The following is a 12,433-nucleotide window of genomic DNA, read 5'->3' on the forward strand; positions in this document are numbered from 1 at the left end:
AAGCGGTGTTGATAGCCGGTGCTGGATCCGCAGGTGACGACGGTGCCGCCACGCCGGACGACGAAGACCGAGATGCCGAACGTGGCCTTGCCGATGTAGTCGAACACGACATGCGGGTCCTCGCCGGTCTCGGCGCGGATGATCCGGCCGAGGCGCTTGCCGGCCTCGATGCTCGCCTCCGGGTCGTCGGTGGCATCGCCGTCCAGGCCGATGTCGGCACGGTTGATGACGACGTCGCAGCCGAGCGCCCGCGCCCGTCGGGCCTTCTCCTCCGTACTGACCACACCCACGGCGATGCCACCGCCGTTCTTGACCAGTTGGACGGCGTAGGCGCCGAGTCCGCCGGTGGCACCCCAGATCAACACGATGTCGCCCTGTTTGATGCGGGCGCCCCGATCGCTCACGAGCATCCGGTAGGAGGTGGCGGCGCACAGCATCATGGACGCGGCCTCCTCCCAGGTCAGATGGGCCGGCTTGGGGAGCAGCTGGCTGGCCCGGACGACCGCGTAGTGGGCCAGTCCGCCGAAGTTGGTCTCGAAGCCCCAGATGCGCTGCTCGGCGCCGAGCATGCCGTCGGCGTGGGTGGCGGGTTCCTGGTCGTCCACCTGGACACAGCTGACGACGACGTGGTCGCCCACCTGCCAGCGCCGCACTCCGGCGCCGGTCCGCACGATGACTCCGGCGGCATCCGATCCGACGACGTGATGGGGCAGACGGTGTCAACGCTATGGGGGGCCGTGGAGGGCTGCCAACCCTTAAAGACAGCCCCCTACCTGCGTCGCACCGTGCCGTCACGTGCCACGAGTGGGCGGACCGAGCCCCGGTCGGGCACGGTTCGCGCTGCCCGGGATTCACCCGGACGCCGCCCGGGACACGGCGACCGGTGGCAGATGTGCGCGTACTTCGCCGACCAGCTGGCGGCCGATCAGTTCGACACCTGTGCGCTCGGCCTCGGCGAGGGCCTCGAAGAGTCCCTCACGGTCGTCGTCCGTCCAGTCCACGGCCGACTGACGCAGCACATACGTCCTCTCAGGATCCCCCGGCCCGCACGGCCGGGCGCTCCGGTCGAGGATGTGCAGATACCACCGGAGCAGGCAACGAAGCGTTTCCACCCGGAAGTCCAGGCACTCCTCGGCGTCGGCGCGTTCACGGGCGTACGCCCGCACCAGGGCGTCCAGGTGGTAGCGGGAGTGGTCGTGCTCGCGCAGCAGATGGGCGTCGACCAACACGTCGAGTACGTCCTCGGCGTGCTCCTCGGAGCAGTTCAGCAGCACCGCCGCCGTCTCACCGCGGACGTACGGCATGTTGCCGACGCCGAGTCTGCGGAAGGCCGCCGCGAGGTCGATGCCGTGCACCGAGCGGTCGCGCAGCGTGGCGTATCCGGCATCCAGACCGGGGCGCACCGACAGGTCGCCGACGTGCAGTTCGTCGAGCAGCCGCCGCTGTTCGAACAGACGGTGGGCCAGGGCGCCGAGGCTGCGGCGCGGTCGTGAGCGCAGGCGGCAGCCGACGATGCGCAGGGCCAGCGGCACCCCGGCGCAGGTTTCGACCAGCCGGCGGGCGGCCACGCGTTCGGCGTCTATCCGCGGACGACCGGTGAACCGTTCCAGCAGTTCCGGCGAGGAGTCCTCGTCGAGTGCGTCCAGCGTGACGTCGTGCGCTCCTTCGAGGTCCGCGAGCCGGTGGCGGCTGGTGACGATCACCCTGCTCTCGCCGCTGCCGGGGATGAGCGGGCGGACCTGGGCCGCGTTGACGGCGTCGTCGAGCACGATCAGCATCCGGCGGTCGGCGACCAGGGATCTGAAGAGGCAGATCCGGTCGGCCATGGTCTTCGGCACCGCGACATCGGGCACCCCCAGCCCGACGAGTACGCGGGTGAGGACCTCGGCGGGTCGCGCGGGGTGTCCGGTGCTGCCCTCCAGGTCCGCGAAGACCTGCCCGTCGGCGAAGTCGGCGCGGACGGAGTGGGCCGCGTGCAGCGCCGGCGCGGTCTTGCCGATTCCGCCGGCGCCGGTGATCACCACCGTCGTGGCCGGTCCGGCGGCGGACGCCTTGTCCCTCAGCAGCCGTCCCAGCTCGACGGTCTCGGGGGTGCGGGCGGTGAAGTCCGTGACGCCCTGCGGCAGTTGGGCGGGTATCGGCCAGCCCTGCCAGGACCGGCCGGGGCCGCCGTGTCCTTCCTGGCGCTCTTCGGAGTCGTCCCGGCGCCGCGGTGGTTCGTCCTCGGCGCGCAGGATACGCCGTTGGACGGCCCGTAATTCGAAGCCGGGTTCGGTCCCGAGCTGGTCGATCAGCGCGGCGCGGGTCCGCTGGAACAGATCGAGGGCTTCCGGCTGCTGGCCGGAGCGGAAGAGCGCCGGCATGAGACGGCCGATGAGCCCTTCGTGCAGCGGGTGTTCCCGCACCATCTGCCACAGCTCGGGAAGGATCTCGGCGTGGCGCTGCAGTTCGAGGTCCAGGTCCACTCGCCAGATACGGGTCTGCAGATGGAGGCGTTGCAGATGGGAGGCCTCGGCGTCGTGAAGGATGCGTGAGGGCACGTCCATCAGCGGGTCGTGCCGCCACAGGGCGAGCGCCTTGTGGAGTTCCTCGACGGCTTCCGCGGTCCTGCCGGCCTGGACCAGGGCGTCGGCCGTCTTGCGGTGGGCGGTGAACCGTCCGAGGTCGGTCTCGTCCTCTTCCAGTTCGATCAGATAGCCGGGCGCGCGGGTGGTTGTCCTCGATCCCCCGGCCTTGCCCAGGACCTGACGCAACCTCATGACATAGGTACGGATCGTGGCGGCGGCGCTGGGCGGCGGGGCGCCGTCCCAGACGAAGCCGGCGATGGTGTCCACGGGGACCACTCGGTTCGCGTTGAGCACGAGGGCGGCGAGAATCACGCGCTGCCTCGCGGCGGGCACCCTCAACTCACTCCCGCCCGACCGGATGACCAGGGGACCTGGCAACAAGAACTCCATAACTGCCTCACCCCTACGAAGAACATGGTGCGATTCCCGGCGGTCGCGAGGCCCCCGCGGCGGCTGAGCGCGCACCGCACGACCGGAACAGTGGGCGGAACCCTCCCGCGACCGTCACCCCTGTCCGGGTGCCGGGGCGGGCAGCACGACGGTGGCGAGGGACAAGCCGTCCCGCACCGTCCAGCGGCCGGAGAGTTCCGTGAGTCTGCGAGGGCCTGGCACCAGCAGCCGGGCGGCGAAGACGCCCGACGCGTGCCCCGGGGTGAGTTCCCGGGGGTGGAAGGTGACGGTGGCCTCGTCGAATGCCAGTTCCCTGCCCGTGAGCGGGTACCAGACCTTGAAGACGGCTTCCTTGGCGCCGAACAGGAGCCGGTCCCACCAGACACCGGTGCCGCTGCCGGCTCCGGCGATCCAGGAGCGTTCCTCGGGCCGGGCCACGGCTTCGAGCACCCCGTCCGGCAGGGCGTGGTGGGGCTCGGCGTCGATCCCCACAGCGGCGATGTCCTTCGCCCGGGCGACGGCCGCGGCACGGTAGCCGGCGCAGTGCGTCATGCTGCCGACCAGGCCCTCCGGCCACCGCGGTGCCCCGCGCCGGCCCGGGACGACGGGTGCCGGTTCCAGGCCGAGCTGTGCGAAGGCTCTGCGCGCGCAGGCCCGTACGGTCGTATATTCCCGGCGGCGTTTGTCCACCGCGTCCCCGAGCGCCGCTTCCTCCTCCGGGAAGAGGCGGGTGTCGGTGAGGTCCTCCCGGGCCCAGGCGTGCCGCCTGGACGACACCAGCCTGTGCGCGATGGAGTCCGCGCTGCTCGCGCTCGTCTACGCGGACAGACTCGACCGCGCCTCCGTGTGGTCGGGCAGCCTTCTGCGGGAGGCCGCCGCCCGGCAGGTGCCCACCTGGCAGGCGAAGCTCACCGCGATCCGCGCCGAACTGGCCCTGCGGCAGGGTGACCTGAACCAGGCGTATGCCCTTGCCCATTCCGCCATGACACATCTGTCGCCCCGGAGTTGGGGAGTCGCCGTGGGGGCGCCGCTGAGCACCCTCGTCCTCGCCGCGACCGCCATGGGTGCGGACGACATCGCCGAGGAGCATCTGCGCCACTCCGTACCCGAGGCGATCTTCCGGTCCCGGTACGGTCTGCAGTATCTGTACGCCCGGGGCCACCACCACCTGGCCACCAACCGGGTGCACGCGGCCCTGGACGATTTCCTGCTCTGCGGTGACCAGGCCCGGGCCTGGGACATGGACCTGCCTGCGTTCCTGCCCTGGCGCAGCGGCGCGGCGGCGGCCCATCTGCGCCTGGGACAGCGGGACCAGGTCCGCCGACTCGCGGAGGCGGAACTCGCCCGCCCCGGCAGCGCCAAGTCCCGCAGCCGCGGTGTCGCCATGTGCCTGCTCGCCGAGATCGCCGGGCCGCGACGCCGAACGAGCCTGCTGCTGGAGGCCGTCGGCGTCCTGCGACTCGCCGGGGACAGGCTGGAACTCGCCCGGGCGCTCGCCGCGTTGAGTTCCGCACAGCGGGCGACGGGCGAGGCCGAGCAGGCACGGCGAGCGTTGTATCAGGCGCTGCAACTGGCCGATCTGTGCGGCGCCGAGCGGCTGCAGCGTTCCCTGTTGCACCGCAGCAGGGAGGAGACACCGGCCGATCCTGCCGTTCTTCCGAAGGATCCGCTCAGTGCGGCCGAGCGACGGGTCGCCTCCCTGGCCGCCGCCCTGGGCAACTCCAACCGGGAGATCGCGGACCAGCTGTGCATCACCGTGAGCACGGTGGAACAACATCTGACTCGTGTCTACCGCAAGCTCAACGTCACCAGCCGCGCGGACCTCCCCAGCGAATTCCAGATCCTGGCCGTCGGCTCCGTCTGACCGCCCCCGCCATCCGCCCGGAACGGGGGCCGGCGCGAACGACGACGTCTCGGGGTCGACCGTGGCAACGAGGCCGCACTCGCCCCAGAACTCCGAACCAGACCTGCCCGAACGGGCCAGCCCGACGCCCCCCTGCCGACCGCAGTCATCGAGTTCGCCGGTGAGGCCATCCACGCCGACGAGGGCGTCATCCCGACCGACGACATCACCGATCGGGACCCCGACGCCCACGCCGACGTCCATGGGGGAACTGCCACCCCACCTCAACTCCCTTCCGTGACCAACCACATACCGCATCCGTATCCGCGCAGTAGCGCGCTGTCAGTTCTTGCGCCTACGCTTGTCCGCATGTCCCCCGATTCCATCAGCCGTGGTTCCGTGCGGTCTGCCGCCGACTTAAACGACCAGATCCGAGCGCTGTGGCGGCGTGCCGGCGGGTCGCTGTCGTCCCAGGAGCGGGCCGAGTACGAGCTGTTGGTGGTGGAGTGGGCCGCGGCGATACGCGGAGAGGTCATCGAGGCGGCGTGAGCCCTTCGGAGCCGGGAGCCGACACGCAGCGCCAGGGTGACGCCGAACGCAGCCACAGCCCCCGTGGGCTGATCATCTTCCTCAACGGCACGTCCAGCTCGGGCAAGTCGAGCGCCACCGCCCTGCACAACACCTGGCGCGGCTACCACCGGGCCGTCGCGGGCATGGCAGCCGCCGGCAACAACGTCGTCGTGGACCACGTCCTGAGCGAGGAATGGCGGCTGCGGGACTGTCTCGAACTGTTCGTGCCGCAAGACGTCGTGTTCGTCGGGGTGCACTGCCCCGGGGCCGAGCTCGAACGTCGCGAGCGGCAGCGCGGCGACCGGCCGGTGGGCCTGGCCGCGCGGCAGTTGCGGGTGGCGCACGCTCATGGGATCTACGACGTCGGGTGCGACACGAGTCGAGCGGATGCCCTTGAATGCGCGCTGAACATCTGCGCGCTGAACATCAAGGAGTTCCTGCCCCGGCGGCCCCAACCGACCGCCTTTCAGCGGCTGCTCGACAAGCGGTGCCGGTGATGGTCATGGGCGGCCGGTGCTCATCGGCCGCCGGCCACCCTCAGGACCGCGCCCGTCGTGTACGAGGCCTCCGGGGACATCAGCCAGGCGATGGCGGCGGCGATCTCGTCCGCGCGGCCGGGGCGGCGCAGGGGCACGGAGGCCGCTATGCGTTCGGGGCGATCCGGGTCGCCCATCCTGGCGTGGATCTCGGTGTCGATCACGCCGGGGGCGACCGCGTTGACGCGGATGCCGTCCGGGCCGAGTTCCTTGGCGAGCCCGTTGGTCAGCGCGTCGACCGCGGCCTTGGTCGCCGCGTAGTGGACGTACTCGCCGGGGCTGCCCAGCGTGGCCGCCGCCGAGGACACGTTCACGATCGCCCCGCCGCCCCACGCCGCCATGACCTTGGCCGCCCGCCGCGAACACAGCAGCACCCCAAGGAGGTTGACCTCGACCACCCGGCGCAGAACAGCCGTGTCGGAGTCGGCCAGCCGGCCGAACCCACCCGTCACCCCGGCGTTGTTGACCAGCCCCGTCACCGGCCCGAGCCGTTCCGCCGCCGTCTCGAAGAGCCGGTCCACGTCGGCCTCGACCGAGGTGTCGGCCTTGACCGTGATGCAGCGCGCCCCGTTCGCCCGCACCCCCGTCGCGATCCACTCGGCTGCGGCACCGTCGTTGACGTACCCCACCACCACGTCGTGGCCGTCCACCGCGAGCCGCAGACAGGTCGCGGCACCGATCCCCCGGCTGCCCCCCGTGACCACCGTGACCGGACGTGTCATCCCAACCTCCTGATGCCTGACGGCTACCCCCACCCCAGATGATCGATCATCCTACGGCCGAAGAGGAGCCGCCACCTTTCGACCACCGCCGAACCCACGGCAACCTTTCCGGCAACCTTTCCGGCCGCCGCGACCACTGAGCACTCGGAAGCTCCTTTCCCCGGAGTCCCACACGAACCACGCGTTCGTCCGACCCACGCAAGGACTCATCCGTGACATCCCGTTCCGGCCGACCGTCGCACCGACCTTCACATCGACCGTCGCACCGCTCCTCCCGGCACTCTTCGCGGCAGCCCTCCCGCCACCGGCCGCCCACCGTGCTCGTCTCCGTCGTCGCCGTGGCGGCCGTCGCGCTCGTCGCGTCCCTGGTCATGGCGTTCAGCCCCGATCAGGACACGGATGCCGACAGGGCCGGGGCCGCCCGGGATTCCGCGACCACTCCCATCGCCGGAGCCGACGCCGAGGCGGGCGACCCACCCAAGAAAGAGGAAGGCAAGGAGGACAAGGAGCAGAAGCCGTCCCCCTCGCCCACAACTTCCGCCTCCCCCACTGCAGTCACGAAGACCCCCGCGGCTGCCGAACCCACCGAACCGAAGCAGCCGGCGGCAACGCGCACCCCCGAGCCCGCCTCCGGCACGGCACCGCTGGCGGGACGGATACGGCCGAAGGCCACGTACGACGGCGTCGCCACCCTCTACGACGCCGGTAACGGCGACGGCGCCTGCTCGTACGGCCCCAGCGACGACCTCATGATCGCGGCGATGAACACCGCCGACTACGAGACCTCCAAGGCGTGCGGCGCATACGTACTCGTCCGCGCGGCGGGCGGCGCCTCCGTCACGGTCCGGATCACCAACGAGTGCCCCGCCCCCTGTGAACCAGGGCAACTCGACGTGAGCGCCCAGGCTTTCGCCAAGCTCGCCGACCCGTCACGGGGCCGGATCCCGATCACCTGGACGCTGCTGAGCCCCGCAGACTCCGACACCGTCTCGATCCGCTACAAGACCGGTTCCAGCAGCCACTGGTGCGGCATCCAGGCGATCGGGCATCGAAACCCCCTGGCCCGCCTCGAAGTCCACGCCGGCGGCGGCTGGCGTCAGCTGCCCCGCACCGAATACAACTACTTTCTCTCCGAACAGGGCACCGGGTGCGGCGGCGCGATCCGGATCACCGACATCTACGGAGAACAGCTGACCGTCGACGGAATCGCACTGCGCCCCGACGCCGTACAACCGACCCGGGTCCAGTTCGCCCAACACTGACGCCACCGCGGAAACCACCAACCGCGCGTCAGGGTTCGGCGCATGATGGTCCTCGGGACCGAGTACTCGGGCATCGTGGAGGCGATCGGCCGTGGTGTCACGGCATTCGCGATCGGCGACCGCGTCTTCGGCTGCGACGAGGGCGCGTTCGGAACGGCTCGGCGGCGGTGCAACTCCTCAAGCATCGCGGGGTCAGCATGACCGCGGTGTGCGCCACGGCGCACATGGAACTGGTGAAACGCCTGGGCGCGGACCGGGTCGTCCTGGGCCCCTGGAACCAGAACCTCATCCTCCCACTCGTCACACCCCTCCTCCCCGGCCGCAACAGGGCGGGCCTCGCCATCTTCCGGTACGGCACCCGCTGCGGGGTCGTACCGGGGCACACCGGGAACTTCCCCGGCTACACACAACTGATCGCCGCGACGCCCGGCGGCAGGAAGTCGATCACCTTCTCGCTCACCACCCAGGGGAACAAGACGGCGAGACCGGCCCTCTTGGAAAAGCTCCGCGCGATCGAGGAGGCCGCCGTCCGCGCCCTGCTCCACCGGCAGCGCGGCTGACGCGGCCGACGCGGCTGACGGCCACCGATCACCACCCCGGAGTCGGCCGTCGGCGGGCGCCGGTCACCGCTCACCGCTCACCGCTCACCGGGAGGTGGTCACCGGCGCAGGTGGTCCAGCACTTCGTCTCGTACGGGATACGGGCGCTCCACGGGCAGCAGTTCCGCCGCCGAGTCCAGGTCACCCGCCCGTACGAGGCCGTGCACCTGCCTGGCGAGCGGCGTCACGTCCTCGATGCCGACGATCCACTCGTCCGCGTACCGGGCCGTCGCCTCCCCCGCCAGCCCCAGCTGGAGCGAGCGGTACGGCAGCGGGTTCAGCCGCAGATCGCGCTCGGGGTCCCACTGCACCCGGGCGGGCGACCGCCGCAGCTGCCGCTTCCAGGCGTCCCGGCTCTCGTGCAGTTCCGGGACGTAGTGGGAGAGGCAGGAGTTCCGCAGGGCCCATTCGAAGCCCTCGCGGCTGATCTCCACGGCCAGCACGGTCTCCTGGCCTTCCTTCAGGCCCCAGCCGCAGCGGTACATCATCCACAGGAACGACGGCTTGATCCACGTCATCCGGTCCCGCTTCCACGCGGCCGGGAAGCGCCCGTTCCGCGCGGCCGGGCCGCCGATCTCCGGACGGTACGCCTGATAGACGGTCACCGTGTCCGCCGTGTGCCGGGCCCGGATCCGGAACTTGGGCTCGGGCGCTTGTTCTACTGGTGTTGGTTCATGTTCGTTCTCACTCACGGGAGCAGATTCGATCACCGAGCCACTCCGATGCCATCGAATATCGGCGCCAACGCGCCTCTTCACCGCACGTCTCTTGGCGTGGCGCCCCTTCTACCCCAAGACTGAGTCGATGACGCAGCGTGTGCAGCTCGCGACCGTAATGGACCGACTCGCCGTCGACGGCCTGATCACCGAGTACGCGGTGGCGGTGGACGACGGCGACTGGGCGGCGTACCGGCAGTTGTTCGCACCGGACGGCCGCGCGGACTACCGCTCGGCCGGCGGCATCGAGGGCGACGCCGCACAGGTCACCGGGTGGCTGGCCCAGAGCATGGAACTCTTCCCGATGCGACAGCATCTGATCGTCAACCGGCGGGTGCGGTTCGGCTGTCTGGAGCAGGACATCGGCGACACCGCCCACGTCCAGGCGGACTACGTCAATCCGATGCGCTTCGCCGGAGCCGACGGCGGCTCCACGGCCCCCGACTTCGTCTGCGGCGGCCGCTACGCCTTCGCCCTCGTCCGTACGTACGACGGCTGGCGCCTGCGCGAAGTCGTGGTCCAGGAAAAGTGGCGCCGCACACCGCAAGGCCTCACCCCCGACCACCACCCCTCCCCCACCTGAGCGCCCACGCCTCCGAGGCGTCCCGGCCCGCCCGCCTCTCCCGAGCGCCCACCTCCCCCGCGGCCCCCGGCACGCCGAGCGTCCCGGCCCGCGTACCACCCCTGCCCCGCGCCCTCTGTCGGAGATCGTCTCCGGCGCGCACACTGGAGAGACCCACACCGGGGAGGGAGGCGCTGAATGATGACGCCAGAATGGCTGGCCTCCCCATGGCGTCGCGGGGTCGCCGCGGCCCTGGGCGGTGCGCTGCCCGTGCTCGCGTTCCCCGCACCGGCGCTGTGGTGGTTCGCGTACGTGGCGCTGGTGCCGTGGCTGCTGCTCGTCCGCACGGCCCCGACCGGCCGGCGGGCGATGTACGACGGCTGGCTGGGCGGCTTCGGGTTCATGCTGGCCATGCACCACTGGCTGCTGCCGAACCTGCATGTGTTCACCTTCGTCATAGCGGCCCTGCTCGGCGCGCTCTGGGCGCCCTGGGCCTGGCTGGTCCGCCGCTTCCTGGCCGGTACGCCCCCGCCCCGGCAGGCCGCCGCCGCGCTCCTTGTCATCCCGTCGGGCTGGCTGGCGATCGAGCTCGTCCGCTCCTGGGAGGGACTCGGCGGTCCCTGGGGGCTGATGGGGTCCAGCCAGTGGCAGGTGGAGCCCGCGCTGCGGCTGGCCTCGGTGGGCGGTGTCTGGCTGCTCAGCCTCCTGGTGGTGGCCGTCAACGTGGCGGTCGCCGTGCTCGTCTCGGTGCGGCGGGCCCGGGTCCCCGCGGTCGCCGGTCTGGTCGCGACGGTGACGGTGACCTCGGCGGCCTGGCTGTGGTCGCCGCGCCCCGACGAGGACCGCCGGGTACGGATCGCCGTCGTCCAGCCCGGTGTCACCCAGGGCCCCGACAACCGGTTCGCCCGTGAGGAGGCGCTCACCCGCGAGCTCGCCGGCCAAGACCTGGACCTGATCGTGTGGGGCGAGAGCAGCGTCGGCCACGACCTCGCCGACCGGCCGGACCTGGCCGACCGCATCGCCGCTCTCTCCCGCGAGACGGGCACGAACATCCTCGTCAACGTCGACGCCCGCCGCTCCGACCGGCCCGGCATCTACAAGAGCTCGGTGCTCGTCGGCCCGGGCGGCCCGACCGGCGACCGCTACGACAAGATGCGGCTGGTCCCCTTCGGCGAGTACATACCGGTGCGCTCCCTGCTCGGCTGGGCGACCTCGGTCGGCGAGGCGGCCGGCGAGGACCGCCGGCGCGGCACCGAGCAGGTCGTGTTCGACTCCGGGAACGGGCTGCGCATCGGCCCCATGGTCTGCTTCGAGTCCGCGTTCCCGGACATGAGCCGCCAACTCGCCGAGGACGGCGCCGAATTGCTGCTCGCCCAGTCGGCGACCGCGACGTTCCAGCAGAGCTGGGCGCCGGAGCAGCACGCCTCGCTGGCCGCGCTGCGGGCCGCCGAGACCGGCCGCCCGATGGTGCACGCCACGCTCACCGGTGTCTCCGCCGTGTACGGCCCGAGCGGTGAGCGCGTCGGCTCCTGGATCGGCACGAGCGAGAGCACCACGGCGGTGTTCGACGTGCCGCTGGCGAGCGGTACGACGCCGTACGTACGGTTCGGCGACTGGCCGGTGCACGCGGCGCTGCTGATGCTGGCCGGTTGGGGCGCCTTCGAGGGCGTACGGGCCGTCCGGGTCAGGCGGCGGACGGATCCTCCACCGCCCGAACCACCCGCTCGCACATCTCATGAGTCGCCAGCGCGTCCCGTGCGCTGAGCACCTTGCCCAGGCGCACCGCGTCGAGGAAGGCGAGCACCGCCTGCTCGATGCCGCGCTGCCGGGCCACCGACACCCAGTCACCGCGCCGCCTCAGGGAGGGCTGACCCTTGTGGTCGATGACCTCGGCGAGGTTCACCACCTGCCGTTTGGTGTCCTGCCCGGAGACTTCGAGGATCTCCTCCGCCGAGCCGCTGAGCCGGTTCATGACGCCGAGCGCGGTGAACCCGTCCCCGGACAGCTGCAGCACGACATGGTGCAGCAGCCCGTTCCGGGTCCGGGCACGCACGGTCATGTCGTCGACCGGTCCCGGTACCAGGAACCGCAGGGTGTCGATGACATGGATGAAGTCGTCCAGGATCATCGTGCGCGGATCCTCGGGCAGGCCGATGCGGTTCTTCTGCATCAGGATCAGGTCGCGCGGATGGTCGGCGCACTGGATGTAGCCGGGCGCGTACCGTCGGTTGAAGCCGACGGCCAGGCTCACGTTCCGTTCCTCGGCGAGCCGTACCAACCGCGCGGAGTCGGCGAGTTCGTATGCGAGCGGCTTGTCCACGTACGTCGGCACGTCCGCCTCCAGCAGCCGTCGGACGATCTCGGGGTGGGCCCCGGTCGGCGCGTGCACGAAGGCCGCGTCGAGGTCCTGGGCGAGCAGCGCGTCGAGGTCGGCGTGCCGTTGTCCCGGCGGGAGATGGAGGCTGTCGGCAACCCGGGTGAGCGTCGCGGGCGTCCGCGTCTGCACATGCAGCTCGACGCCCGGCCGGGTGCCGAGCACCGGCAGATAGGCCTTCCGCGCGATGTCGCCGAGTCCGATGCAGCCGACCTTCACAAGGGTCTCCCGTCGCCGGTGTGCCGTCGTGTGCCACACCATACGGCCGTGCCGACGCACCGGACACCGCCTG

The 12,433-nt window shown here is 71.2% G+C and carries 12 protein-coding genes and 2 pseudogenes; 8 read left to right on the forward strand and 6 right to left on the reverse strand.

Going from position 1 to position 12,433, the window contains the following annotated elements:
• From STRIP9103_RS13970 to STRIP9103_RS13980, 3 genes and pseudogenes are all read right to left on the reverse strand, one after another.
• Positions 1 to 719, reverse strand: a pseudogene (locus STRIP9103_RS13970) (zinc-binding dehydrogenase); the annotation flags it as partial.
• Positions 720 to 851: 132 nt separating this feature from the next.
• Complete coding sequence (locus tag STRIP9103_RS13975) at positions 852 to 2,945, reverse strand: AfsR/SARP family transcriptional regulator (protein ID WP_234022204.1); 2,094 nt, start codon at positions 2,943 to 2,945, stop codon at positions 852 to 854.
• Positions 2,946 to 3,071: 126 nt separating this feature from the next.
• Positions 3,072 to 3,734 carry a 4'-phosphopantetheinyl transferase family protein gene (locus tag STRIP9103_RS13980; protein ID WP_009310242.1) on the reverse strand — a complete coding sequence of 221 codons (663 nt, stop codon included), beginning with the start codon at positions 3,732 to 3,734 and terminating at the stop codon, positions 3,072 to 3,074.
• A 13-nt stretch (positions 3,735 to 3,747) separates the two neighbouring features.
• Here STRIP9103_RS13980 and STRIP9103_RS13985 point away from each other — a divergent pair, with 13 nt between their 5' ends.
• From STRIP9103_RS13985 to STRIP9103_RS13990, 3 genes are all read left to right on the forward strand, one after another.
• The gene (locus STRIP9103_RS13985) at positions 3,748 to 4,821 is read left to right on the forward strand and encodes a helix-turn-helix transcriptional regulator (protein ID WP_141580269.1); all 1,074 of its coding nucleotides are present in this window, start codon (positions 3,748 to 3,750) and stop codon (positions 4,819 to 4,821) included.
• A 348-nt stretch (positions 4,822 to 5,169) separates the two neighbouring features.
• Positions 5,170 to 5,349 carry a hypothetical protein gene (locus STRIP9103_RS46410; protein ID WP_009310248.1) on the forward strand — a complete coding sequence of 60 codons (180 nt, stop codon included), beginning with the start codon at positions 5,170 to 5,172 and terminating at the stop codon, positions 5,347 to 5,349.
• Entirely contained in the window at positions 5,346 to 5,867 is a 522-nt protein-coding gene (locus STRIP9103_RS13990) for a chloramphenicol phosphotransferase CPT family protein (protein ID WP_009310244.1), read from the forward strand. The genes STRIP9103_RS46410 and STRIP9103_RS13990 overlap by 4 nt, the downstream gene beginning before the upstream one ends.
• Positions 5,868 to 5,887: 20 nt before the next feature.
• On the opposite strand, the gene STRIP9103_RS13995 is transcribed toward STRIP9103_RS13990, so the two are convergent.
• On the reverse strand, positions 5,888 to 6,628 hold the full coding sequence (locus STRIP9103_RS13995; protein WP_009310251.1) for an SDR family NAD(P)-dependent oxidoreductase: 741 nt from the start codon (positions 6,626 to 6,628) through the stop codon (positions 5,888 to 5,890).
• Between the two features lie 212 nt (positions 6,629 to 6,840).
• Here STRIP9103_RS13995 and STRIP9103_RS14000 point away from each other — a divergent pair, with 212 nt between their 5' ends.
• The 3 genes and pseudogenes from STRIP9103_RS14000 to STRIP9103_RS50625 all read left to right on the forward strand — a co-directional run.
• On the forward strand, positions 6,841 to 7,890 hold the full coding sequence (locus STRIP9103_RS14000; protein WP_009310224.1) for an expansin EXLX1 family cellulose-binding protein: 1,050 nt from the start codon (positions 6,841 to 6,843) through the stop codon (positions 7,888 to 7,890).
• 42 nt (positions 7,891 to 7,932) lie between these two features.
• Positions 7,933 to 8,091, forward strand: coding sequence for an alcohol dehydrogenase catalytic domain-containing protein (locus STRIP9103_RS50620; RefSeq protein WP_009310239.1), 159 nt, complete (start codon positions 7,933 to 7,935; stop codon positions 8,089 to 8,091).
• Between the two features lie 104 nt (positions 8,092 to 8,195).
• Positions 8,196 to 8,450: pseudogene (locus tag STRIP9103_RS50625) on the forward strand (peptidase S12); the annotation flags it as partial.
• Positions 8,451 to 8,548: 98 nt separating this feature from the next.
• Here the strand turns inward: STRIP9103_RS50625 and STRIP9103_RS14010 are convergent.
• Positions 8,549 to 9,181 (reverse strand): DUF4291 domain-containing protein, encoded by a 633-nt coding sequence (locus tag STRIP9103_RS14010; RefSeq protein ID WP_048820259.1) that lies wholly within the window; start codon positions 9,179 to 9,181, stop codon positions 8,549 to 8,551.
• A gap of 112 nt (positions 9,182 to 9,293) precedes the next feature.
• Between STRIP9103_RS14010 and STRIP9103_RS14015 the strand changes: the two genes are divergently transcribed.
• Together STRIP9103_RS14015 and lnt are read left to right on the forward strand one after the other, a co-directional pair.
• On the forward strand, positions 9,294 to 9,788 hold the full coding sequence (locus STRIP9103_RS14015; protein ID WP_048820260.1) for a nuclear transport factor 2 family protein: 495 nt from the start codon (positions 9,294 to 9,296) through the stop codon (positions 9,786 to 9,788).
• Positions 9,789 to 9,965: 177 nt separating this feature from the next.
• Positions 9,966 to 11,531, forward strand: coding sequence for an apolipoprotein N-acyltransferase (gene lnt, locus STRIP9103_RS14020; RefSeq protein WP_009310247.1), 1,566 nt, complete (start codon positions 9,966 to 9,968; stop codon positions 11,529 to 11,531).
• On the opposite strand, the gene STRIP9103_RS14025 is transcribed toward lnt, so the two are convergent.
• Positions 11,452 to 12,360, reverse strand: a complete 909-nt coding sequence (locus tag STRIP9103_RS14025) for a Gfo/Idh/MocA family protein (RefSeq protein WP_048820261.1) — start codon at positions 12,358 to 12,360, stop codon at positions 11,452 to 11,454. The genes lnt and STRIP9103_RS14025 overlap by 80 nt on opposite strands.
• Positions 12,361 to 12,433 lie beyond the last annotated feature (73 nt).

Origin of the sequence: Streptomyces ipomoeae 91-03 (assembly GCF_000317595.1) — a bacterium.
GTDB lineage: Bacteria > Actinomycetota > Actinomycetes > Streptomycetales > Streptomycetaceae > Streptomyces > Streptomyces ipomoeae.

Bases quoted from the DNA above. Each gene is read 5' to 3' on its own strand.
- STRIP9103_RS13985 (WP_141580269.1), top strand. From the start codon at position 3,748: ATGGAGTCCGCGCTGCTCGCGCTCGTCTACGCGGACAGACTCGACCGC.
- STRIP9103_RS46410 (WP_009310248.1), top strand. From the start codon at position 5,170: ATGTCCCCCGATTCCATCAGCCGTGGTTCCGTGCGGTCTGCCGCCGAC.
- STRIP9103_RS13995 (WP_009310251.1), bottom strand. From the start codon at position 6,628: ATGACACGTCCGGTCACGGTGGTCACGGGGGGCAGCCGGGGGATCGGT.
- STRIP9103_RS50620 (WP_009310239.1), top strand. From the start codon at position 7,933: ATGATGGTCCTCGGGACCGAGTACTCGGGCATCGTGGAGGCGATCGGC.
- STRIP9103_RS14015 (WP_048820260.1), top strand. From the start codon at position 9,294: ATGACGCAGCGTGTGCAGCTCGCGACCGTAATGGACCGACTCGCCGTC.
- lnt (WP_009310247.1), top strand. From the start codon at position 9,966: ATGATGACGCCAGAATGGCTGGCCTCCCCATGGCGTCGCGGGGTCGCC.